Annotated in this window: 19 protein-coding genes; 9 read left to right on the forward strand and 10 right to left on the reverse strand. The window is 62.6% G+C overall.

Going from position 1 to position 23,191, the window contains the following annotated elements; all coding sequences use genetic code 11:
- Positions 1 to 32 precede the first annotated feature (32 nt).
- Together JOD78_RS10370 and rffA are read left to right on the forward strand one after the other, a co-directional pair.
- On the forward strand, positions 33 to 1,676 hold the full coding sequence (locus tag JOD78_RS10370; protein ID WP_121042789.1) for a hypothetical protein: 1,644 nt from the start codon (positions 33 to 35) through the stop codon (positions 1,674 to 1,676).
- A gap of 23 nt (positions 1,677 to 1,699) precedes the next feature.
- The gene (gene rffA / locus JOD78_RS10375) at positions 1,700 to 2,851 is read left to right on the forward strand and encodes a dTDP-4-amino-4,6-dideoxygalactose transaminase (RefSeq protein WP_121042791.1); all 1,152 of its coding nucleotides are present in this window, start codon (positions 1,700 to 1,702) and stop codon (positions 2,849 to 2,851) included.
- Here rffA and JOD78_RS10380 read toward each other — a convergent pair.
- Positions 2,848 to 3,822: an SDR family oxidoreductase gene (locus JOD78_RS10380; protein ID WP_209568285.1), complete on the reverse strand. Its 975-nt coding sequence runs from the start codon at positions 3,820 to 3,822 to the stop codon at positions 2,848 to 2,850. The genes rffA and JOD78_RS10380 overlap by 4 nt on opposite strands.
- 222 nt (positions 3,823 to 4,044) lie before the next feature.
- On the opposite strand from JOD78_RS10380, the gene JOD78_RS10385 reads away from it, so the two are divergent.
- Positions 4,045 to 6,885: a DUF3857 domain-containing protein gene (locus JOD78_RS10385; RefSeq protein ID WP_209568132.1), complete on the forward strand. Its 2,841-nt coding sequence runs from the start codon at positions 4,045 to 4,047 to the stop codon at positions 6,883 to 6,885.
- A 109-nt stretch (positions 6,886 to 6,994) separates the two neighbouring features.
- Here the strand turns inward: JOD78_RS10385 and adeC are convergent, their stop codons facing one another.
- From adeC to JOD78_RS10400, 3 genes are read right to left on the reverse strand one after another with little or no spacing between them, the layout of a single operon-like run.
- On the reverse strand, positions 6,995 to 8,446 hold the full coding sequence (gene adeC, locus JOD78_RS10390) for an AdeC/AdeK/OprM family multidrug efflux complex outer membrane factor (protein WP_121042795.1): 1,452 nt from the start codon (positions 8,444 to 8,446) through the stop codon (positions 6,995 to 6,997).
- A gap of 2 nt (positions 8,447 to 8,448) precedes the next feature.
- Complete coding sequence (locus tag JOD78_RS10395; protein ID WP_209568130.1) at positions 8,449 to 11,595, reverse strand: efflux RND transporter permease subunit; 3,147 nt, start codon at positions 11,593 to 11,595, stop codon at positions 8,449 to 8,451.
- A gap of 11 nt (positions 11,596 to 11,606) precedes the next feature.
- Positions 11,607 to 12,815, reverse strand: a complete 1,209-nt coding sequence (locus tag JOD78_RS10400) for an efflux RND transporter periplasmic adaptor subunit (RefSeq protein WP_209568127.1) — start codon at positions 12,813 to 12,815, stop codon at positions 11,607 to 11,609.
- Between the two features lie 593 nt (positions 12,816 to 13,408).
- On the opposite strand from JOD78_RS10400, the gene JOD78_RS10405 reads away from it, so the two are divergent.
- Positions 13,409 to 14,053 (forward strand): TetR family transcriptional regulator, encoded by a 645-nt coding sequence (locus JOD78_RS10405; protein ID WP_204726132.1) that lies wholly within the window; start codon positions 13,409 to 13,411, stop codon positions 14,051 to 14,053.
- A 167-nt stretch (positions 14,054 to 14,220) separates the two neighbouring features.
- Here JOD78_RS10405 and JOD78_RS10410 read toward each other — a convergent pair whose 3' ends face one another.
- The 3 genes from JOD78_RS10410 to JOD78_RS10420 form a co-directional block, all read right to left on the reverse strand.
- On the reverse strand, positions 14,221 to 14,544 hold the full coding sequence (locus JOD78_RS10410) for a rhodanese-like domain-containing protein (protein WP_034338809.1): 324 nt from the start codon (positions 14,542 to 14,544) through the stop codon (positions 14,221 to 14,223).
- 28 nt (positions 14,545 to 14,572) lie between these two features.
- Complete coding sequence (locus JOD78_RS10415; RefSeq protein WP_209568125.1) at positions 14,573 to 15,238, reverse strand: protein-L-isoaspartate O-methyltransferase; 666 nt, start codon at positions 15,236 to 15,238, stop codon at positions 14,573 to 14,575.
- Between the two features lie 152 nt (positions 15,239 to 15,390).
- Positions 15,391 to 16,020 (reverse strand): TetR/AcrR family transcriptional regulator, encoded by a 630-nt coding sequence (locus JOD78_RS10420; protein ID WP_039789386.1) that lies wholly within the window; start codon positions 16,018 to 16,020, stop codon positions 15,391 to 15,393.
- 141 nt (positions 16,021 to 16,161) lie between these two features.
- On the opposite strand from JOD78_RS10420, the gene JOD78_RS10425 reads away from it, so the two are divergent.
- Positions 16,162 to 16,449, forward strand: a complete 288-nt coding sequence (locus tag JOD78_RS10425; protein ID WP_209568123.1) for a YkgJ family cysteine cluster protein — start codon at positions 16,162 to 16,164, stop codon at positions 16,447 to 16,449.
- A 15-nt stretch (positions 16,450 to 16,464) separates the two neighbouring features.
- On the opposite strand, the gene JOD78_RS10430 is transcribed toward JOD78_RS10425, so the two are convergent.
- From JOD78_RS10430 to JOD78_RS10440, 3 genes are all read right to left on the reverse strand, one after another.
- A complete protein-coding gene (locus JOD78_RS10430; protein ID WP_008325257.1) occupies positions 16,465 to 16,632 on the reverse strand; it encodes a hypothetical protein in 168 nt (55 codons plus the stop codon).
- A 122-nt stretch (positions 16,633 to 16,754) separates the two neighbouring features.
- A complete protein-coding gene (arsC, locus tag JOD78_RS10435) occupies positions 16,755 to 17,117 on the reverse strand; it encodes an arsenate reductase (glutaredoxin) (protein WP_034338820.1) in 363 nt (120 codons plus the stop codon).
- A 4-nt stretch (positions 17,118 to 17,121) separates the two neighbouring features.
- Positions 17,122 to 17,442, reverse strand: coding sequence for a hypothetical protein (locus JOD78_RS10440; RefSeq protein ID WP_209568121.1), 321 nt, complete (start codon positions 17,440 to 17,442; stop codon positions 17,122 to 17,124).
- Positions 17,443 to 17,483: 41 nt separating this feature from the next.
- Between JOD78_RS10440 and JOD78_RS10445 the strand changes: the two genes are divergently transcribed.
- The 4 genes from JOD78_RS10445 to JOD78_RS10460 all read left to right on the forward strand — a co-directional run bounded on the left by JOD78_RS10445 (position 17,484) and on the right by JOD78_RS10460 (position 23,065).
- Complete coding sequence (locus JOD78_RS10445) at positions 17,484 to 18,338, forward strand: undecaprenyl-diphosphate phosphatase (protein WP_039789391.1); 855 nt, start codon at positions 17,484 to 17,486, stop codon at positions 18,336 to 18,338.
- Between the two features lie 157 nt (positions 18,339 to 18,495).
- Positions 18,496 to 19,368: an undecaprenyl-diphosphate phosphatase gene (locus JOD78_RS10450; protein ID WP_039789393.1), complete on the forward strand. Its 873-nt coding sequence runs from the start codon at positions 18,496 to 18,498 to the stop codon at positions 19,366 to 19,368.
- 38 nt (positions 19,369 to 19,406) lie between these two features.
- On the forward strand, positions 19,407 to 21,260 hold the full coding sequence (gene recQ, locus JOD78_RS10455) for a DNA helicase RecQ (RefSeq protein ID WP_034338828.1): 1,854 nt from the start codon (positions 19,407 to 19,409) through the stop codon (positions 21,258 to 21,260).
- Between the two features lie 236 nt (positions 21,261 to 21,496).
- Complete coding sequence (locus JOD78_RS10460) at positions 21,497 to 23,065, forward strand: methyl-accepting chemotaxis protein (protein ID WP_209568120.1); 1,569 nt, start codon at positions 21,497 to 21,499, stop codon at positions 23,063 to 23,065.
- Positions 23,066 to 23,191 lie beyond the last annotated feature (126 nt).

The raw sequence follows: 23,191 nt of genomic DNA on the forward strand, positions 1-23,191 counted from the left end.
TCCAGGCGCCCACTGCATCACTATCAATGCAAATGTTCTCGCTCAAACCAGGCAATTCGAAAAGCGTGCGCGCCCCGCTGTCGGGCCGTGTCATCGACGTGGCGATGTGTCTGTTCCTGCTGGGCATGCTGGGGCTGCTGTACGCCTATACCTTCTGGAAGGCGCATCACGGCATCGGTGATACGGATACTGCATTTTTCCTTGATGTCCTGGAAAATACCTGGCACCTCGGGTTACCCACGACATCGGCGGTGCGTGCGTTTCTGAATGTGTACCCATTCATCCTGATGGATCCGGACAAGTTTTGTGCGATCGATCAGACGCAGTTCTCCACCATTCCTGCCAACATTCTGCTTGGCCATGCCAATCTCATCGTCTATCCCTTGAGTGCACTGGCGCAGTGGCTGGGCGCTGAGCGTGTCGCCGCGATCTCTACCGCGTCAGCCTTTGTTGCCTTGCCCGCCATTTCGTATCTGTTCCTGCGTCGGCGCAACGTGCCTGCCTTCCTGTGCCTGTTCTTTTCCGTGATCGTCTGTCTGCATCCGGCCTGGCGTATCGCGACGGAAGGCTGGATCTACTTTGATCGTCTGTTCATGCCCTTCGCGCTGGTGTTTGCATTCCTGATGCATGACGCGTTCACCAACAAGGAGGTGATGGGACGCTCGCGCATGATCCTGGTCGTCGTGATTGCCGCTATTGGCGCGATGATTCACGAACGCGGTGCCTTGCTCATGCTGGTAGTCGCGCTCGGCCATGTGATACTTTACCGGTCCGCACCTCGCCGCAACGTTCTGTTCGTGCTGGCCGTGTCAGCGGCGCTGATGGCTTATCTCGCCGTCTACAGCGTCCTTCAGCACAACGTCGACAATGCCGAGGTCTACAAGAGCTTTTTCGATCTTCCCCGGTTCCTGAACAACGTTTTTCGTCCGGGCCTGGTCAAGCTGATCGCATTCAATCTACCTTTCATCTTGCTGGCAGCCCTGTTCAACTGGCGTGCCGCGCTGATTGCCGGCATCACGATTTTCCCCAATGTCATCGTGTCGATTGGCGGAGCGGAAAAGGACGGCTGGATCACCCACTATCACAGCTTCTATTTCCCGTTCGTCATCTATGCGGGTGCCGTTGGCCTGACCGGCTTGCTTGCTGCCCGGCGCGATCAGTACGATGCTGGCACTCAAGGCCGGTGGCCGAGGAGCTTGGCGGCCGTCGTCATGTTGTCCCTGATCGGGGCTGTCGTCAGTTTTCTCAATCCCTATGGCCCCGACCTGTCATGGCGAACCGCGTTCATCAAGGAAGGCTTGTGGCGGCCGGTGAATGACCTTTATGTGATCGACCCCAAGTTTTCCTCCAATCGCTACGAGACTGATCGCGCTGATCGTCTGGTTGCGGCCATACCAGCCGGGGCATCGGTGACGTTCATGCCGCCGTTCAACGTCTGGAAACTGTTCAGGAACCACAATTCCATTCAGATTTTCCCGGTCGGTACCGGGGTCAGCGAATATCTTCTGGTGACCTTTGAAAAGAAGGCCGACGGCGGGATAATGTTTGATCCCGTTGGTGTGGTGGGATCCCCGGAGGGCCATTTGAAGGCCCGGCAATGCGTGACGGACAAGGTGTGGGCCGCCGGCTACAAGCCCGTCATGGAAATCAATCACTACATGCTGTTGCGCCGCTAGGCGCGCTTTCTGAGAGAGAAGCGATGAAAGGGAAAAATATCCCCTTTAACTGGCCCCACATGACCGGCAAGGAGCTGTATTACATTGCCGAGGCGCATTTCAATGGCAAGCTGGCCGGCGACGGTCCGTACACTGCCAAATGCCATGCCTGGCTGCAGGAGCGGACAGCCAGTCACAAGGTCCTGTTGACCCATTCGTGCACCGCAGCCCTGGAGATGGCGGCGCTGCTGCTGGACATCCAGCCGGGCGATGAAATCATCATGCCCTCCTATACGTTCGTCTCCACCGCGAATGCCTTCGTATTGCGGGGGGGTATTCCGGTGTTCGTCGATATCAGGGAGGACACGCTCAACTTGGATGAGCGGCTGATTGAGCAGGCGATCACATCGCGCACGCGAGCGATCGTCCCGGTCCATTACGCGGGTGTGGCCTGCGAGATGGACGCCATCCTTGCCATCGCCCGACAACATGGCCTGCACGTCGTCGAGGATGCCGCCCAGGGCGTGATGTCGACCTACAAGGGCAGGGCGCTGGGTGCCATCGGTGATCTCGGTGCCTACAGTTTTCACGAAACCAAGAATGTCATTTCCGGCGAAGGCGGCGCATTGCTGGTCAACCAGCCGGCGCTCGCGCAGCGTGCCGAGATCATCCGGGAAAAGGGGACCGACCGCAGTCGCTTCTTCCGGGGCGAAGTCGACAAATACACCTGGCAGGAAGTAGGTTCATCCTTCTTGCCAGGTGAACTGATAGCGGCGTTCCTGTGGGCCCAGCTTGAAGGTGCGGACGCCATTACCGACGCGCGCCTGGCGGCGTGGCATCGCTATGATGAACAACTGGCCCAGGCGGAACAGGACGGTCTCTTGCGTCGTCCTGTCGTGCCCGACGGATGCGTCCACAATGCGCACATGTATTACGTGATTGTGCCGCAAGCTGGGCAGCGTCAGCAGGTCCTGGATGCGTTGAAGCAGGAAGGGATTGGCGCAGTCTTCCATTACGTGCCGCTGCATTCGTCGCCCGCAGGTCTGCGCTACGGCCGCGTCAGCGGTGCATTGGACGTCACCGATCAGCAATCCGAACGTCTGATTCGTCTGCCACTATGGGCGGGGCTGACCGTTCAACAGCAGGACAAGGTCATCGATATCCTGACCAGTACCCTGAAGGCATCGCGCTCTTAACGTCGTTCCGCATCGGCATACACCGCCGAGGCCGCGCGGCGCAGCGCGACGTCGGTGGACACGGGCGGTGACCAGTCAAGTACTGATCTGGTCTTCCCGATATCCACCTGCAACGACCCGCACAATCTCTGCGCCACCGCTCCCTTCCCCAACAACCTTGCCCCCCATTCGAGCACCGGCGCAGGCACGGGGATCAGCCTGGCCGGCCGGCCCAAGGCCTGGCCCATGCGGCGCAACAGCTCGGTGGTCGACAGATCCTCCCCATCACTGACCAGAAAGATTTCATTGGCTGCCGCCGGGTGATGCATGCACAGCGTCATCAGGTCGACCAGGTTGTCCAGGGCGACCAGGCTGCGGCGGTTACCGGTGATGGCACCGAGCGGGAGCGGGATCCCCTTTTGCAGCCATCGCATCATGCTCCTGAAATTGGCCTTCACGCCCGGCCCGTAGACCAGCACCGGCCGGATCACCACTACTTCCATGCCACCCTCGGCAGCCAGAGCCATCAGTGCCTGCTCGGCCTCCATTTTGGAAATGCCATACGCATCGACGGGGGCCGGCGTATCGTCGGCGGTGAACGGGTGTCCCGGCGCAGTCTGCTCGCCATTGACCTTGATCGAGCTGAGAAACACCAGTCGCTTGACGCCCGCGTCCCTGGCCTGTCTTGCCAGCGCAAGACTGCCCTCCACATTGACCCGGCGGAACAAGCTCAACGGATCGCCGACGGTCTCGTTCATCACGTGAACGCGCGCAGCACAATGCACTACCGTGTCAACGCCGGTCAGCGCCGCGTGCCAGTTTGTCTGCGGTCCGAGGTCGCCGGTCTCCACCACCTCCACACCAGCAGGCAACAAGCCGCCGGACGCCGCGGTGCGCAGGGCCGCACGCAGAGCGAGATCGGGACGGGGAGCGAGGTGCCGCAGCAGTGCGCTGCCGACAAAGCCGGAAGCGCCGGTAACGAGGATACGCATGAAGGAGTGCGGGATCGTGATGGCCAGAAGGGGCTCCATACTAACATCCGATCCGGCTCGCAATGATCCGGAAACACCTCACGGCCGGACGCCATCGTCCGGCCCCGTTGGGCAGTTGCGTCATGCCTGCACAAAAGCCCGGTGGCCATCGTACAATCTCAGCACCAAAATCAAGCCGGCCGTTGGCACCCGATGCGTCGGCAAATCATCAGGGGAAAATTCATGCGATTCGTGTCGCCGAGAGGGCTGCTCGCCACCCTCCTGTGCAGTCTGTCCTTCGTCGTCCATGCCCAGTTGCCAGCCGCTCCCGGCGCGGCAGCGACGGAATCCACGGAAGCCCCGTCGTTGCCCGTGCGCGAGATCCAGGTCGCCTCCGAAGCCTTCACGCGCGGCGACAAGATTCCTTCCTGGGTGGAACCCATCGAGGTGCCCGCGACGCGGCGTACCGAGGCCATCGTCATGCGCCTGTGGGACACACAGTTCCGCGCCGACAGCCAGCCGGTCTTCTACGTCAATCGCGCAGCACAGATCAATGACAGCAGCGCCCTGGCCTCGGCCGGGCAGTTGATCATCGACTTCGTGCCGCAGTATCAGAAAATGCATCTGCACAGCCTGCGCGTGTTGCGCGGCAAAGAAGTGCTGGATCACACCAGCCGGGTGCAGGTGCGCTTCCTGCAGCGCGAACTGGGCATGGAAAACGGCGTCTTCAGCGGCTCGGTCCAGGCAGTCATGCTGGTGCCGGACCTGCGCGTGGGCGATACGGTGCAATACGCGTATTCGGTCGAAGGCACCAATCCGGTCTTCGGTAGCACCTACGCGAATGAGGCAGGGTGGGACTGGCCCATTCCGGTCGAGTTGCGCAGTGTCATCCTGAGCCATCCTGTCGGCCAGCGCGTGGACTGGAAAATGGTGGGCGAGATCGGCAACACCGATATCCGTCCCGACATCAGCCAGGCCGCCGGCTGGCGCAAGCTTCGCTTCACCGAGCGCGGCATCCGGATCGAGGAACCCGATCGCTGGGTCCCGGCCGACTTCAGCCTGCGTCGTTTGCAGTTCACCAGTTGGGATAGCTGGAACAGCGTCGCCCGCTGGGCCGATGGCCTGTTCCCGCCCGCGCCGGTGCCGGCCGCGCTGCAAGCCCGTCTGGAGCAATGGAAGAAACTACCCACCGATGAGCAGCGGGCCGTGGCGGCCCTGCGTTGGGTGCAGGACGAGATCCGCTACTTCTCCGTCTCCATGGGAGAAAGCTCGCATCGTCCGCACCCGCCCGCCGACGTGGTCCGTGACCGCTACGGTGACTGCAAGGACAAGACCTATCTGCTGGTGACGCTGCTGCGCGCCATGGGGATGAACGCCGTTCCCATCCTGACTTCGCTGGCCGAGCCGCGCACCGTTGCGCGTTATCTGCCCAGTCCCCTGGTCTTCGACCATGTGCTGGTGCGCCTGCGGCTCGATGGTGCGGATTACTACCTGGACCCGACCATGCAGGGACAGTCCGGCTCGCTGAGCAAGCAGGGCAGCGGTGTCGAAGGCGCAGCGATACTGGCGGTGGCACCGGAGACGACTGCCCTGGAGAGCATGCACTGGACTGATGCCGTGGCGCGCAATACCGCCATCCTGGATGAAGTGATCGAGATTCCCGCCCTGGATGCCGATGGCACGCTCAGCGCGACCTGGACCTGGGTCGGCAGTGATGCCGAAACCATGCGCGTAGTCTCCCGCAGCCTGCCGGAAGAGCGCTTGCGCAAGTTCGCACTCGGTGGCTACGAGCGCCGCTATCCCGGTATCGACCTGATGGCCGTGCCGGTGCTGGAGGACGATGCCGCCAACAACCGCGTCATCGCGCGTGCCCGCTTCAAGCTGCCCAAGCCGGCCAAGGCCTATCCGGATGGGTGGGTAGTCAAGTACGGGGCCAGCATCATGCAGGGCATCTATGATCTGCCGCGCAACTTCAAGCGCAGCTACCCGGCCAAGGTCTCGCGTGCCCCTTACCGCCTGCGTTACACCTTGCGCATGGTCTGGCCCTCCAATGTCTCGATGATGCGCGATCCGCTGGAGCGCAACCTGCGCAACGAGTTCTTCACGTATTCGACCAAGCGGGTCTTCCGAGGTAACGTGCTGCAGGTCGAACGCAGCCTGGAAGTGCTCAAGGACACGGTCACTCCCGACGAGCTGCTGGCACTCAACAGCGCGCTCCAGCAGCTGGATTCGATCACGGCGCAAGGCGAGTTCGTGGAGCGCGAGGCGATCAAGACGAGCGGTTTCCTGGGCATGGGCAGCAGCACGCTCAAGGACACCGTGCGCCGTCGCCTGCAGGAGGAACTGGCCGCCTACGACCGCGTCATCGCGGCTGGCCGCCTGCGTGGCAATGACCTGGTCGAGGCCTTGTGCCGCCGCGCCGAAGTGCGCGCCGAGATGGACGAGCCGGCCAAAGGGATGACCGACGCCGAAGAGGCCGTGCGCCAGGGACCGTCCAATCCCCGTGCCTGGGAGTGCCGCGGCCACGTCGCGCGTGACAGCCGTGATTTTGCACGCAGCATTCCCGATTACACACGGGCACTGACCCTGGGCGGCAATGAAGGCTCGCTGTACCAGTCGCGCGGGATCTCGCGCTTCTTCATGGGCAAGTACCAGGAGGCCCTGGCCGATTTCACGCAGTCGGTTCTGATTTCCAAGGATGACGCCGAGTCCCGCCATTACGTGCTGCTATGGCAAGGTCTGGCGGCCCGGCGAACCGGTCAGCCACCCAGTGCAGAGCTGCTGCAGGCGGCGCGCGGCAAGGGCAGCGACGATGTCTGGCCGAACCCGCTGCTGGCGCTGGTAGCCGGCAGCCTTGGCGAGGACGGCGTGCTTCAGGCAGCACAGCGCAAGCAGGGCGATGACAAGGACATGGCACTGACCGAAGCCTGGTTCTTCATCGGCCAGATGCGCCTGGCCAGCGGCAATGTCCCGGCCGCACGGGAGGCATTCGAGAATGCGCGCAAGCCGGGCGTGAGCGTCTATCTCGAGTACCAGGCGGCGGGCTGGGAGTTGGCCCGCCTGGAACAGGCGGCCAGCAAGTAGCGCCAGCAGAACTGGATCTGAAGGAAAAAAAAGAGCAGACCCTCGGGTCTGCTCTTTTTGCTTCGGCGTTTTCGACGTCCGAACGATGAATTGGCAGTTGGTTTGTCGCTTACTGCTTGGCCGCCACGCTCACCGTATTTTCGTTGAGGCCACCACCCAACGCCTTGTACAGATCAATCGCATTGTTCAAGCGCAGTTGCCGTGCCTGAATCAAGGCCTGCTGCGCCGAGAACAAGTCTCGCTGCGCATCAAGCTGATCCAGCGAAGAGGCAATCCCGTTCTTGAATCGCAGGTCGGTCAGCTTCAGGCGTTCCTGCTGGGCCGCCAGGAAAGCTTCCTGCGCCTTGACCTGATCATCCAGCGTGCCGCGTGCCACCAGGGCATCGGCCACTTCGCGGAAGGCGGTCTGGATGGTCTTTTCGTAGGTCACCACGGCCTTGTTCTTGCGCACTTCCGCCAGATCCAGATTGGCGCTGTTGCGGCCGAAGTCGAAGATCGGCAAGGACAGCGAAGGACCAAAGCTCCACGCACCCGAACCCGACTCGAACAATCCGCCCAGCGTGCTGCTGGCACTGCCGTAGCTGCCGGTCAGCGAGATGCGCGGGAAGAACGCCGCCCGTGCCGCGCCGATGTTGGCATTGGCCGCCAGCAGGCTCTGCTCGGCCGAGCGGATGTCCGGACGATTGGTCAGCAGATCGGAAGGCAAGCCCGCCGGAATATCGGTCACGATCTTTTCATCCGACAGCAGCTGTGCCGGCGGCAGGTCGCCGACCTTCTTGCCGACCAGCAGCGTCAGTGCATTCTCGGCTTGGGCACGCTGGCGTTCCAGCTGGGACTTCGATACACGAGCCGACTCCACCAGCGTCTGCGTCAGGCGGAAATCCAGCGCCGAACTGGCGCCCACGTCAAAGCGCTTCTGCGCCAGATCCAGATTGGATTCGCGCGACTTCAGCGTGTCGTTGGCCAGCTGCAGCTGTTCCGCATAGGAGCGCTCTGACAGATAAGCCTGCGCCACCTGCGCGATCAGGCTGATCTGCGCCGACTTCTGCGCTTCTTCGGTGGAGAGGTAGCTCGCCAGTGCCGCATCCTTCAGGTTACGCACGCGGCCGAAGAAGTCCAGCTCGTAGGCGGGAACCGCCAGGCCGACCTGATAGCTGTTGCTGATGAACGGCTGGCCGGTCAGCGACTGGCTGGCCGCAGTCCGCGTGCGGGCGGCGCTGCCATTGACGTTCAGGTTGGGCAGCAGATCGGCACGCGCGATCTGGTATTGCGCGCGGGCTTCCTCGATGTTGAGGACGGCCGTGCGCAGGTCACGGTTGTTTTCCAGGGCAGCCGCGATCAGCTGCTGCAGGCGCTGGTCCGGGAAGAACTGGCGCCAGCCGAGGTTGACCGCCTGCAGCTCGGCACGGCCGGCGGCATCGGCCGGGTAGGCCGTCTCCACCGGGGCTTGCGGACGGTCATAGGTGGGAGCCAGCGAGCAGCCCCCCAGTACGCCGGCCACCATCAGCGCTGCGCACAATTGCAGCAGGCGAGGCGAGCGCGGCAACGACAGATTAGCCATTGTCATTCTCCACTATTGATCTTGGGCGAGTGGTCGGCGTCAAACTTGCGCTGACGCTCGCTGCCCTTGAAAATCTTGCGCACGACCACGAAGAAGATCGGCACCAGGAACACCGCCAGCACGGTGGCAGTGATCATGCCGCCCATCACGCCGGTACCGATGGCGCGCTGGCTGGCCGAACCGGCACCCGAAGCGATGGCCAGCGGCAGCACGCCGAGGATGAAGGCCAGCGAGGTCATGATGATCGGACGGAAGCGCAGGTGCACCGCCTCCAGCGTCGCTTCAATCAGGCCCTTGCCCTGCGCCTGCAGATCCTTGGCGAACTCGATAATCAGAATCGCGTTCTTGGCCGACAGACCCACCACCGCAATCATCCCCACCTTGAAGTACACGTCGTTGGGCATGGCGCGCAGCGTCACCCCCAGCAGTGCACCGAGGATACCCAGCGGCACCACCAGCATCACCGCCAGCGGGATCGAGGTGCTTTCATACAGTGCGGCCAGCACCAGGAACACGGCGATCAGCGACAGGGCATACAGCGCAGGAGCCTGGTTGCCGGAGGTCTTTTCTTCCAGCGACTGGCCAGTCCACTCGAAACCGAAGCCCGGCGGCAGCTTGGCCACATAGGATTCCATCTCGGCCATGGCTTCACCGGTACTGCGGCCAGGCGCTGCGCCACCGGCGATCTTCATGGCCGGATAGCCGTTGTAGCGGATCAGCTGCACGGGGCCGTTGATCCACTTGGCCGTCACGAAGGCCGAGAACGGCACCATGCCGCCATTGGCGTTGCGGGCGTACAGGCTGGTCAGATCTTCAGGTTGCAGGCGACGGTTGGCATCGGCCTGCACGATCACGCGCTGCTGGCGGCCCTGGTTGGGGAAGTCGTTCACATAGGACGAACCCAGCGCCGTGGACAGCACACTGTTGATCGTCGAGAACGGCACGCCCAGCGCATTGGCCTTGTCGCGGTCGATGTCCAGTTGCAGCTGCGGCGCATCTTCCAGGCCTTCCGGACGCACACCGGCCAGCACCTTGCTCTGCGAGGCCATGCCCAGGATCTGGTTGCGTGCCTGCACCAGCGCCGCGTGACCCAGGCCGGCACGGTCCTGCAGACGGAAGGTGAAGCCCGTTGCATTACCCAGTTCCGGAATCGGCGGCGGGTTCAGCGGGAAGACGATCGCATCCTTGATCTGCGAGAAGGCACCGAAGGCCTTGCCGGCAATCGCATCGGCCGACTGCGACTTGTCGCGCTCGGACCAGTCCTTCAGCGGGGTGAACACCAGCGCCGCGTTCTGGCCGTTACCCGAGAACGAGAAGCCCAGCACCGCAATGGCGTGTTCCACCGCCGGATCCTTAAGGTAGTACTCCTCGATCTTCTTGACCACCTCGGTAGTACGCGCCGTGCTTGCGCCAGGCGGCAGCTGGACGTTGGTGATGATGTAGCCCTGGTCTTCGTTCGGCAGGAACGAGGCCGGCAGGCGCACGTACAGCAAGCCCACGCAGGCTACGATCACCACGTAGACGATCATGTAGCGGCCGGCCTTGCTGAGCATCTTGCCGATCACGCCCTGATAGGCATTGGCGGTGGTGTTGAACTTGCGGTTGAACCAGCCGAAGAAACCCTTCTTCTCGTGGTGGTGACCCTTCTCAACAGGCTTGAGGATGGTCGCGCACAATGCCGGCGTGAGGGTGAAGGCCATCAGCACCGAGAACACCATGGAAGCCACCATCGACAGCGAGAACTGGCGATAGATCGCACCCACCGCGCCGCCGAAGAAGGCCATCGGGATGAACACGGCGATGAGCACCAGCGTGATACCGATCAGCGCGCCGCTGATCTGGCCCATGGCCTTGCGGGTCGCATCAGCCGGCGAGAGACCTTCCTCGCTCATGATGCGTTCGACGTTTTCCACCACCACGATCGCATCGTCGACCAGGATACCGATGGCCAGCACCATGCCGAACATGGTCAGCACGTTGATCGAGAAGCCAAACAGCAGCAGCGTGGCAAAGGTACCCAGCAGCGCCACCGGCACCACGATGGTCGGGATGATGGTGTAGCGGATGTTCTGCAGGAACAGGAACATCACCAGGAACACCAGCACGATGGCTTCGATCAGGGTCTTGACCACTTCCTCGATCGAGATCTTGACGAACTTGGAGGTGTCGTAAGGGATGGTGTACTTCACACCGGCCGGGAAATACTTGGCCAGCTCTTCCATCTTCTTGTGCACGGCGGTGGCGGTACCCAGCGCGTTGGCGGTCGGCGACAGCTGCACGCCGATGAAGGACGAAGGCTTGCCATCCAGACGGCCGGAGGTGTCATAGCTCTGGCCACCCACTTCGATGCGGGCGACGTCGCGCAGGCGCACGCTCGAACCGTTGGTATTGGCACGCAGCACGATGTTGCCGAACTGCTCGGGCGAGGTCAGCTGACCGTTGACCACCACGGTAGCGGCGATCTGCTGGCTGCCGGGGCTGGGCAGGGCACCCAGCGTACCACCGGCCACCAGCGCGTTTTGCGCCTGGATCGCGGCCGTCACGTCAGCCGGGGTCAGGCTCAGGCCGATCAGCTTGTTCGGATCGATCCAGATGCGCATGGCGCGTTCGGTACCGAACAGCTGCGCCTGGCCCACACCGGGCACGCGCTTGATTTCGTTCAAGACGTTACGCGACAGATAGTCACCCAGCGCCACCGGATCGAGCTTGCCATCGGTGGAAGACAGACCGATGAAGAGCAGGAAGTTGGAACGCGACTTGGTCACCTGCACGCCCTGTTGCGTCACGGCTGCCGGCAGGCGGGCCTCGACGCGCTTCAGGCGGTTCTGCACATCCACCGCCGCCAGGTCCGGATTGGTTTCCGGCGAGAAGGTGATGGTGATCTGCACCTGGCCGTTGGCCTGGCTTTGCGACTCGATGTATTGCAGGCCATCGGCGCCGTTCATTTCCTGTTCGATCAGGCTGGTCACCGAATCGTCCAGGGTCTGCGCGGTCGCACCCGGATAGGTCGCCGTGACCACGATGGTCGGCGGCGCGATGCTGGGGTACTGGGCTACCGGCAAGCCGGTAATGGCCAGCGCACCGCCCAGCATGATGAAGATCGCTAGCACCCACGCAAATACGGGGCGATCAATAAAGAACTTTCCCATCTGGCAGCCTCTTAGTTAGCTTTCGGTTGGGCGCTCGCCTCTTGCTTGGCCGGCTGGCCAGCAGCTTGTGCGGGAGCGCCCGCGGGATTCCATTGGACCGGCTTGACGGCGGCACCCGGGCGGACCTTCTGCAGGCCTTCCACGATGACGCGATCACCTTCCTTCAAGCCATCGATGACCTGCCAGTTGTTGCCGCGTGCGCCGCCGGTCTTGACCGGACGCGCCTCGACCTTGTTCTCGGCATTGACCACCATCACCGAGGAGCCGCCGGCATCACGCACCACGGCTTGTTGCGGCACCAGCAGGGCCTGCTCGTCCACGGCTTGCTCGATCTTGGTCCGCACGTAGGTACCCGGCAGCAGCAGGCGCTTGGGGTTGGGGAATTCGGCACGCAGCGAGACCGAACCGGTGCTTTCATCCACGCTGATGTCGGAGAACAGCAGCTTGCCCGGCTGTTCGTAAGCCTGGCCGTTTTCCAGCACCAGGGTCACGCTGGCCTTGTTGTCGCCCACGCTCTTCAACTGGCCGGCGGCCATCGCCTGCTGCAACTTCAACAGGTCGGCGCTGGACTGGGTCACGTTGACGTAGACCGGATCGAGCTGCTGCACCAGGGCCAGCTGGGTGGCATCCCCCTGGCCGACCAGCGCACCTTCGGTCACCAGCGCGCGGCCGATGCGGCCGGAGATGGGCGAGGTCACGGTGGCATAACCCAGGTTCAGGTTGGCCGTCTGCACCGCGGCCTTGCCGGCGGCGACATCGGCTTCAGCCTGCTTCTGGGCGGCCACGGCGTTGTCGTATTCCTGCTTGGAGACCGCGTTGACTTCCACCAGCGGCTTGTAGCGCTGCGCGGTCAGCGAGGTTTGCGTCAGGTTGGCCTGGGCGCGCGCCAGCGTGGCTTGGGCGCTTTCCAGGCTGGCCTTGTACTGGGCCGGATCGATCTTGAAGAGCACCTGGCCCTCCTTGACCTCGCTGCCTTCCTTGAAGACGCGCTTTTGCACGATGCCTGCCACCCGTGCACGCACCTGCGCCACGCGGAAGGCTTCCACGCGGCCCGGCAGTTCATTGGTGATGGCCACGCGCTGCGGGGCAATGGTCACCACCGACACCTCGGCCGGCGGCATCTGGCCGCCTTGCGCGGCGGGTTTCTGTCCGCAGGCAACCAGCGCGGCGGCAACGGCGACGGTCATGGTGAGGCGCGTGAAACGACTGACTGAGCTCATAGATATCTCGCACGAAAGTAAAGTTGAAGCCGCCAGGGGCGGCGATGAAACGAATTCGGTAGAACCGGTCACGACGATGATGCTGTGCCTGTCATCCGGTGATGGAGGGGATGGATGAGCCGGGCTACAGATTGTTGCAATGCAAAAAAGTCCCCACCCCTTCATGCCAGGGTGATGAATTTTTTTGCAGATGATGAACGGCAGGGACTTGAAGCGGATGCTATTATACATACATCCATGAATGTATGTATTTCTTCCAAACATCACATTAATTTAACAAACTTGTTCGAAACGGCGTAGCAAAATATGAGCGATTCCTTGCATTTTGATTCGAAAGCTACTCTGATGCCGTTTCCGCTGGTCTGAATCCGAGCTCTTCCATGCCTTCGGGCGATAGGCCGAGCTGCTGGGAAGACGAATTTGACGCCCTGATATTGTGCACGAAACTCACTTACTTCTTCATGACGATCATTGCGCACATGAAGCCTTTGACGAAACTCTGCCGGTTGCGGGTGATGTGCATCCGCAACACGGCCGCCCAGTGGCGCGCCTGAGGGGCTGCGCCATGGCCATTTGCCCGGGAGTCTGTTGACATGGCCCGTTCGACCAAGGAAGAAGCGCTGGAAACGCGTGCCCGCATCCTCGATGCGGCCGAGCAGGTGTTCCATGAGCGCGGCGTCTCGCAGACCTCGCTGGCTGACGTGGCCAAGGCCGCTGAAGTCACGCGCGGGGCCATTTACTGGCACTTCAAGAACAAGAGCGATCTGTTCGACGCCATGTGCGAGCGCGTGCGCCTGCCCATGGAAGCGGTGCTGGAAGAAAACGCCAGCCCGCAGGTGGAAGATCCGCTGGGCCAGTTCCTGCGCAGCGGCATCTATGTGCTGACCATGGCGGCGACCGATGAGCGCTGCCGGCGCGTGTTCGACATCATCTTCAACAAATGCGAATTCGCCGACGCGCAGGACCCCATCCTGATTCGCCAGCGCGAATGCCACGTCGATGGATTGTTGCGGCTGGAGCAGATCCTGCTCAATGCGGTGGCACGCGGCCAGCTTCCGGCCACGCTCGATATCCGCCTGGCCTGTCTGGCGGCGCATGCGACCTTCAGCGGCTTGCTGACGGACTGGTTCTTTTCCCCCGACAGTTTCGACCTGGTCAAGGATGGCGAGCGCATCCTGGCGGCCTCGCTCTACGCGCTCAAGACCGCGCCGTCGCTGCAGAAGACGCAGCCGGACTAATAAGCCTCGAAACCCGGGTGGTTTTCAGGCGATATGAAGGATCAGGATAAAACGGAAGGGAATTCAGGCAGGCCGGAGAACCCGGCCCCCGCCTGACCGGCCTGCGCCATGTGCATGACGCCCGCCGGCCAGAATGCGATATGAATCAATAAACCAAAAGACCAGGCTCAATAGGTCGGCATCGAAGGATCCACCTGGGCCGCCCAAGCGTGCACGCCGCCGCTCAGGTTGATGACCTTGGTAAAGCCCTGGCGCTCCAGGAAGGCGGCCACCTGCATGCTGCGGCCGCCGTGATGGCAGATGCAGACCACCGGCTGTTCCTCGTCCAGTTCCGCGAAGCGGCCGGGAATGGTGTTCATCGGCACCAGCTGCGAGCCGGCGATGTGGCAGGTCTGATGTTCCCAAGGTTCACGCACATCCAGCAGCAGGGGCGTGGGGCGGTCCGGATCGTTGATCCAGGCCGCCAGTTCCGGGGCAGAGATGTGCTCCATGATGCTTTTCCTGTCTCGGCCCTGAGGCTCAGAACGTGAAGTGGGACGGCGTGATCGCTGCGTGCAGCGGCTTGGCCAGGGTTTCCACGATGTTGACGGTCTCGAAGGCGTGTTCCGAGGTGCGGGTGATCAGTTGCAGTTCCATCACCGGGGCCGAACCGACGATGGCCAGCAGGCGGCCGCCGATCTTGAGTTGCTTGCCGAAGGATTCCGGCAGCAGCGGCAGCGAGCCCGAGATGACGATGACGTCGTATTCGCCAGCCTTGCCATCGGCACCGGTCCAGCCTTGCGCGCCATTGCCCAGTTGCACGTCGACGTTGGCCACGCCGTAGTCCGACAGGTTCTGTTCGGCCAGGGCCTTCAGTTCCGGCGAGATTTCCACGGTCGTCACGTGGCGCGCCTTGTGCGCCAGCAGGGCTGCCATGTAGCCCGAACCTGCGCCGATTTCCAGCACGTATTCGTGCTTCTTCACATTGGCTTCCTGCAGGATGCGCGCTTCGATCTTCGGAGCCAGCATGTTTTCATCACCCGGCAGCGGGATCTCGGTGTCGAAGAAGGCCAGGCTGCGATAGGCGGCCGGGACGAATTCTTCACGCTTGACGACCATCAGCAGGTCCAGCACGTCTTGCGCCAGCACGTTCCAGGGGCGGATTTGCTGCTCGATCATGTTGAAGCGGGCTTGTTCGATATTCATGGCGGTGGCTCGATCTAATCTAATAGCGACGGAAAGGCAGCATTTTAGCAAACACCGCCCGGCTAATCAGCCCATCTATGCGCCGAAAAAGCCGCTGGAGGCGCTTCTGTTGCGGGTTTTCCTCAATGCAATGCGAGCGCGACAGGCTGGCGTCAGGCTTTGAGCCCGTTCAGGCAAAGGTCGATCATGCTCTCCAGATAGGCCAGCGGATCGATGGGTGTCGCCGCGCAGGGTGCGAGTGACTGCTCCCACAGCATCAGCATGATGAGGGGGGCGACGATGACTTTCTTCATGGCGTCGGCGTTAATGCGGCGGAATTCCCCGCGTGCCATGCCGCGTTCGAGCACGCGCACTATCGTCGCATCACCGCGCGCGGTCACTTCATCATGGTAAAAGCGTGCAAGTTCAGGGAAATTGCCGGATTCGGCCACCATCAGCTTGGCAATGCCGACCACGCCGGAGTGCGAGGCGGACTGCCACCAGTGCAGGATGAGATCACGCAGCAGTTCGGCGCTGCTGCCGGCGTGGCCTTCGATGCGGGCTTCGGCCTGGTCCAGCAGGGGCAGCACATTGGCGCGTACCACCGACTTGAACAGGCTTTCCTTGCCATCGAAGTAGAGATAAAGGGTGCCCTTGGAGACACCCGCGCGGGTGGCCACGTCTTCCAGCCGGGTCGCGGCGTAACCGCGCTCGACGAACAATTCCAGTGCCGCCGCCAGCAATTCCTGGGGGCGGTCTTGTTTGCGTCGTTCCCAACGCGGTTCTTTGGCCGATGCAGACATGAGAAACAAGATTACCGGGACGGGGCACTGTAAGTGGCAAGCCGCGCCGGCGTCAAGCGGCCAGATCAAGCCGCCGGCACTGCGTGCCGCCCGATGCACTACAATGCAGTCCCTCCGCGCCAACCGCCATCAGGAAAGTCCATGAACTGCCGAGACGCATGCGGCGCTTGCTGCATTGCCCCTTCCATCACCAGCCCGATCCCCGGCATGCCCGACGGCAAGCCGGCCGGCGTGCCGTGCGTACAACTGGGCGAGGACATGCGCTGCAAGATCTTCGGCCAGCCCGAACGTCCGGATTTCTGTGCCGGCTTGCAGCCTTCAGTGGAGATGTGTGGAGAGCACCGCGGTCAGGCCATCGCCTGGCTCTGCGAACTGGAGACGCTGACAGCGCCGGGCAGCCAAGCTGGCCGGCGAGGGGAGAGCGTCTGAAGCTGGGAAGCCTGTCTAGAAGGCTTCCTCGCGCCGCCGTCGGGCTTCTTCGCGGATATCCTCGATGAGCCGGCGGGTATCCACCTTTTCCTTGAGGTGTGCGGCATGGGCTTCACGGCTGATGGGAGCGATGGTGGTCAGCTCCTTCAGATCGGCAGTACTTTCTTCGTGTCGATGATGCACCGCTGCTCCTGAGTCGATAAGGGGAGGGAGGAACTCTGCCTTTGTACCACGGATCGGGCGCATCTGGCGAGTTTGGCATCAAATGACAGCGGATGCCAGCCCGATACGCCCCGTTTCGGTGCTTACGGGAAAATCTCCGCCAGCCGCTCGCTGGGACGCACCAGCATCGTGCCTTTCGGTGCCACCACGATCGGGCGGTTGATCAGGACGGGGTGTTCCAGCATCGCATCGATCAGTTGGGCGTCGGTCACGCCATCCGCATCCAGCCCCAGTTCCTGGAACAGCGCTTCCTTGCTGCGCACCACCTCGCGCACCGGCACGCCCATGGCCTTGATGAGGCCTTCGAGCGTGGCGCGGTCGGGCGGATTCTTCAGATATTCAATGATGGTTGGCTCGACGCCGCCGTCGCGCAGCCCTTGCAGGACATTGCGTGAGGTACCGCACTTGGGGTTGTGATAGATCGTGATGCCGGTGTTCTTGCTCATATCGTCAGGCGAGGAAGGGAATAAAAAGCCATGTTAGCGCGGATTCCTGACAGCAAAATGTAAGTTTTGTCACCCTGCTAAGGTAAAATCCGATTTTGTTGCAGCGCACCGAGTGCACTTTTTGCTGCCGGGTGTGGTCGAAAGGCCGCTTTATGGCGACGCCAGCCATCCCGGACGGACCTTCGCTGCCACTTTTGCAGGGTTTGCCCCTGGCCGGGACGGAAAAAAGGCCATTTGCTTCATGTTGTAGCGGCTTATTGTGTTCCGATGGCCGGATTGCCGGGCTTTCGGGCCTGAAAGCAGCCATTTCCTTCATTTCGTTCATTTCCCGTCAACCCCACATCAACAGCCACCCACAGCACCCGTATGGATACTCTCCTCGCGCTCAAGGCGCTCATCATGGGCATCGTCGAAGGCCTGACCGAATTCCTGCCCATTTCCTCCACCGGCCACCTGATCCTGGCCAACAGCCTGCTGCAATTCACCGGCCCCGATTTTTCCAAGGAGAAAGCCGACGTTTTCGAGATCGTCATCCAGGCCGGTGCCATCCTCGCGGTGTGCTGGGAGTATCGGGTCCGCATCGCCACCGTGCTGACCGGCATGTTCACCGACCGCAAGGCCCAGCGCCTGGTGATCAACCTGATCGTGGCTTTCCTGCCGGCGGCCATTCTCGGCTTCCTGTTCAGCCGCCGCATCAAGGAAGTGCTGTTCAACCCGGTCTCGGTGGCCATCGCCTTCATCGTCGGCGGCCTCATCATCCTGTGGGTGGAACGCCGCAACAAGGACCGCATGAGCATGGCCTCGGCGCGCGTCGAAACGGTGGATGACATGACCCCGCTGGATGCCCTGAAAGTCGGCATCGCCCAGGCCTTCGCGCTGATCCCCGGCACCAGCCGCTCGGGTGCCACCATCATCGGCGGCATGATGTTCGGCCTGTCGCGCAAGGCGGCCACTGAATTCTCGTTCTTCCTGGCCATCCCGACCCTGTTCGCTGCCACCATCTATTCGCTCTACAAGGAGCGCGCCCTGCTGTCGGCCGCCGACGTCCCGCTGTTCACCGTGGGCACCGTGGCTGCCTTCGTCTCGGCCTTCCTGTGCGTGCGCTGGTTGCTGCGCTACATCAGCTCGCATGATTTCACCATCTTCGCCTGGTATCGCATCGTCTTCGGCATCATTGTCCTGGTGACCGCTTATACGGGCGCCGTTGCCTGGGTGGAGTAACCCCCCTGCCTGATGCCCGTGCATGGACTGTGCGGGCGTCAGGCGCCTGTCAGCCAGCGCCCTGGCGGGCGCGGTACACTGCAGCACCCGTGGCCGGCCTCGCTGCCGGCGGCGGTCTACAACTTCCTTTTCGCCAACTCCCTTCAGAGCACACCCCATGGCCAACGTCTGCAGCGCCGGGCTTGATATCGGCTTTGCCTCCCTCAGTTACGCGCAGATCGGTTTCCTCGGCATCGTCCAGGGCATCACCGAACTGCTCCCCATTTCTTCGACCGCCCACATGCGCGTGGTACCGGCCTTCCTCGGCTGGCATGATCCCGGCTCGGCCTTCTCCGCGGCCATGCAGCTGGCGGCCCTGGCCGCGGTCATCAGTTATTTCCGGCGTGACGTGAGCGCCGTCACCGGCGGCAGCCTGGCGGCCTGGCGTCGCCGCGATTTCAACGATCCCATGTTCAAGCTGGCCGTGGCCATCATCCTGGCCACCATCCCCATCGGCATTGCCGGGCTGGCCTTGTCGCATGTCCTGAACGCCTGCGGCTCGCCGCTGCGCAGCCTGACCGTGATCGGCTGGTCCTGCATCGTCATGGCGGTGCTGCTGGCGATCTCGGAAATGGTCTGCCGCCATCGCCGCAGCGTCGACCAGATGCGCCTGCGCGATGCGCTCATCGTCGGCCTGGCGCAGGTCGGTGCGCTGATCCCGGGCGTCTCGCGTTCCGGCTCCACGCTCACGGCGGCGCTGTTCCTGAACTTCCGCCGTGAAGAAGCGGCGCGGTTTTCCTTCCTGCTGGGCTTGCCTGCCATCGCCTTGGCCGGACTGAAGGAACTGGCGGTCTTGCTGCACGCCCATATCCCGCTGGAAGCCTGGGGCGTGCTGCTGTTCGGGCTGGCCGTGGCGAGCGTGTCGGCCTTCGCCGCCATCTGGGGGTTGATGAAATTCCTGGAGCGTTTCTCGACATGGCCCTTCATCGTCTATCGAGCTGCACTGGGTGTTTTCCTGCTGCTGGCGGTGTCGCGAGGCTGGCTGCAATAAAATAGCGCCTTCGCTACGCAGCAGCTTCAGGTTTTTCCATGGTCGATTTCGATTCCCTGCCTCCCGGTGCCACCCAGCAAGAACGTGCTTTGCACGTGCTGGAAACGGTATTCGGCTACTCGTCCTTCCGCGGTCATCAGGGCGAGATCGTCCAGCACGTCGCCGGTGGCGGGGATGCCCTTGTCCTCATGCCCACCGGCGGCGGCAAGTCGCTCTGCTACCAGGTGCCGGCGCTGCTGCGCGAGGGCACCGGCGTGGTGGTCTCGCCGCTGATCGCGCTGATGCAGGACCAGGTCGATGCACTGGCCGAAGTCGGGGTGCGGGCCGCCTTCCTCAATTCCACCCAGAGTTTCGACGAAGCGCTGCAGATCGAGCGCCGCCTGCGCCAGGGCGACCTGGACCTGCTCTACGTCGCCCCCGAGCGCCTGATGACGCCGCGCTGCCTGGACCTGCTGGAGTCCGCCCGCATCTCGCTCTTCGCCATCGATGAGGCGCATTGCGTCTCGCAATGGGGCCACGATTTCCGTCCGGAATACATCAAGCTCTCGATCCTGCACGAGCGCTTCCCGCAGGTCCCGCGCATTGCGCTGACGGCCACCGCCGACCAGCAGACCCGCGAAGAAATCATCCACCGCCTGCAACTGGAAGATGCGCGCCAGTTCGTCTCTTCCTTCGATCGTCCCAACATCCGTTACCAGATCGTGGAAAAGGCCAATGGCCGCAAACAGTTGCTGGACTTCATCAAGAACGAACACCCGGAAGACGCCGGCATCGTCTACTGCCTCTCGCGCAAGAAGGTCGAAGAGACCGCCGAGTTCCTGCGCGGCGAAGGCCTCAATGCACTGGCCTATCACGCCGGCATGGACTACGCGCTGCGCACCAAAAACCAGGCGCGCTTCCTGCGCGAAGACAAGATCGTGATGGTCGCCACCATCGCCTTCGGCATGGGCATCGACAAGCCCGACGTGCGCTTCGTCTGCCACCTCGATTTGCCCAAGAGCGTGGAAGGCTACTACCAGGAAACCGGCCGCGCCGGCCGTGACGGCCTGCCAGCCGACGCCTGGATGGCCTACGGCCTGCAGGACGTGGTGCAGCAGCGCCGCATGATCGACGAATCCGAAGCCGACGAAACCTTCAAACGCGTGCTCGGCACCAAGCTCGATGCCATGCTCTCCCTGTGCGAGACGCTGCACTGCCGGCGCGTGCACCTGCTGGATTACTTCGGCGAGAAGTCCAGCCCCTGCGGCAATTGCGATACCTGCCTCACGCCCCCGGTCTCCTTCGATGCCACGGTCGAGGTACAGAAGCTGCTCTCCACCGTCTATCGCGTCGAACAGCGCTTTGCCCCCGGCCACGTGATCGAGGTCTTGCGCGGCATCGATGGCGAGCGCGTCAAGCAATGGCGTCATGATCAGCTTTCCGTGTTTGGCGTGGGCAGCGATCGCGGCGAGGCGGAATGGCGTGCCATCCTGCGCCAGGTGATCGCGCTGGGGTTGCTGACGGTGGATGCCGAGAACTACAGCGCCCTCAAGCTTACCGAGGCCGCGCGCCCGGTGCTGCGGGGAGAACAGCAGGTGCAACTGCGCCGCTATCGCAAGCCGGAAAAAGCCAAGCGCAGCTCGCAGCGCTCCAGCTTCGTCGAGACCGATCTCAGCAGCGAAGAGCAGGCACTCTTCGAGAAGCTGCGCTGGTGGCGGATGGAAACCGCGCGCACACACAACGTGCCGGCCTACGTCATCTTCCACGATGCCACCATGCGCGAGATCGCCAAGGCCCGGCCGCAATCGCTGGACGACCTGCGCCACGTCACCGGTGTCGGCGAGAAGAAGCTGGAAACCTATGGTGCCCAGATCATCGACCTGATCGCCGGCATGGAGTCGGCCGACGCCTGAGAGGACGACGGCGGATTCTCCTTGATTCTCGTCAAATCTCTTCATTTCCTGCTCCACCTGCACCAGCGCGATAGAGCGCCGGGCGGGCGTATGCGGCCGACGTTGCTGCCGTAACGCAACTTTCATTCATACGGCACTTTTACCGGCCTCTTCCCTGATTTGCTGGCCCCGCTTGGCGATATCATCAACGGCGGGGAATCGGGTTCAACACCAACGAAGGTGAGCCGGGGGGCGATATGAAACTCAATGATCTGAAGATAGGCGTGCGCCTGGGCATGCTGTCGGCACTGCTGCTGGCGGCCATCGCCTTTGTCGGCATACGTGGCGTGATGGTGGTCGGGGAAATCTACGGCCAGGGGGCGCAGGGCATGGAGACGGGAGCCCTCATCGAGCAATCGGTCGATGCCGCCCGCAGTGCGCAGGTGCAATTCAAGATCCAGGTGCAGGAGTGGAAGAATACCTTGCTGCGCGGCAAGGATCCCGCTGCCTTCAACAAATACCGCCAGGCCTTCATCGATGAAAGCGCCGCCACCCAGAAGCAGCTCAAGACCCTGGAGGCGCTGATGCCGCGTATCGGCATGGCTGCCGAGCCTGCGCGCAAGGCGCAGCAGGCCCATGCCGAGCTGCTCAATCGTTATCTGGAAGCGCTCAAGCTCTATGCCTCCGACGATCCTGCCTCGGTGGTGCGGGTGGATGAACAGGTCAAGGGTGTGGATCGCGTGCCGACCAAGATGATCGATGACATCGTCGTCGCCGTGCTGGACCACAGCCGCAAGACGCGTGACGCCATCAATGCCGACAGCCTCTTCGACTACCAGCAGGCGCGCGTGCTGCTGCTGGTCTCGATCGGCCTGTCGCTGCTGGTGGGCCTGGCCATCACCTGGACGCTGGTGCGCAGCATCGTGCGCCCGCTGGGCGAAGCGGTGCAGATTGCACAGACGGTAGCGGCGGGCGATCTGCGCTCACAGGTCGTCATTCACGGCAAGGATGAGACGGCGCAACTGTTGCGCTCGTTGAAAGAGATGAACGACAACCTGGCCGGCATCGTTTCTGAGGTGCGCAGCGGCACCGGTGCGATTACCGTGGCGGCGACCGAGATCGCCAGCGGTAACAGGGACTTGTCCGAGCGCACCGAAGAGCAGGCCGGTTCGCTCGAAGAGACGGCCGCCTCGATGGAAGAGATCACCTCCACCGTGCAGAAGAACGCCGAGAACACGCACCAGGCGCATCAACTGGCCGATGAGGCATCGGGCGTGGCGCGCAAGGGCGGCGACATGGTCGGTGCGGTGGTGCAGACCATGCAGGCCATCGAGGAGAGTTCGCATCGCATCGTCGAGATCATCAGCGTCATCGACGGCATTGCCTTCCAGACCAACATCCTTGCGCTCAATGCCGCGGTGGAAGCCGCGCGCGCCGGCGAGCAGGGGCGCGGGTTTGCGGTGGTGGCTTCGGAGGTGCGCAGCCTGGCCCAGCGCAGCGCCACGGCCGCGCGCGAGATCAAGGAGCTGATCGACGATTCGGTCGGCAAGATCAATGCCGGCTCGGCCCTGGTCAGCGGCGCAGGCGGCACCATGGAAGACATCATCACGGCCATCCAGAAAGTGGCGGCGATCATGGATGACATCAACGTCGCCAATCGCGAGCAGAGCGCGGGCATCGATGAAGTCAACAAGGCGGTGGTGCAGATGGACAGCGTCACGCAGCAGAATGCGGCACTGGTGGAAGAAGCTGCTGCGGCGGCGGAGAGCCTGCAGTTCCAGGCGGAATCGCTGTCACGCGCGGTGGCGGTCTTCAAGCTTCAGTGAGGCCGTCGCAGAAATGACAATGGCATGCCTTGGAGCATGCCATCGGAGCGATCTTTAAGTGATCACCGTGGGTGATCGCTTTCATTCATCACCTGTCGCATGCACGATTGCGCGTTGAATCATGCA

It is taken from the genome of Herbaspirillum sp. 1130, from assembly GCF_017833835.1.
GTDB classification, from domain to species: Bacteria; Pseudomonadota; Gammaproteobacteria; order Burkholderiales; family Burkholderiaceae_D; genus Herbaspirillum; species Herbaspirillum huttiense.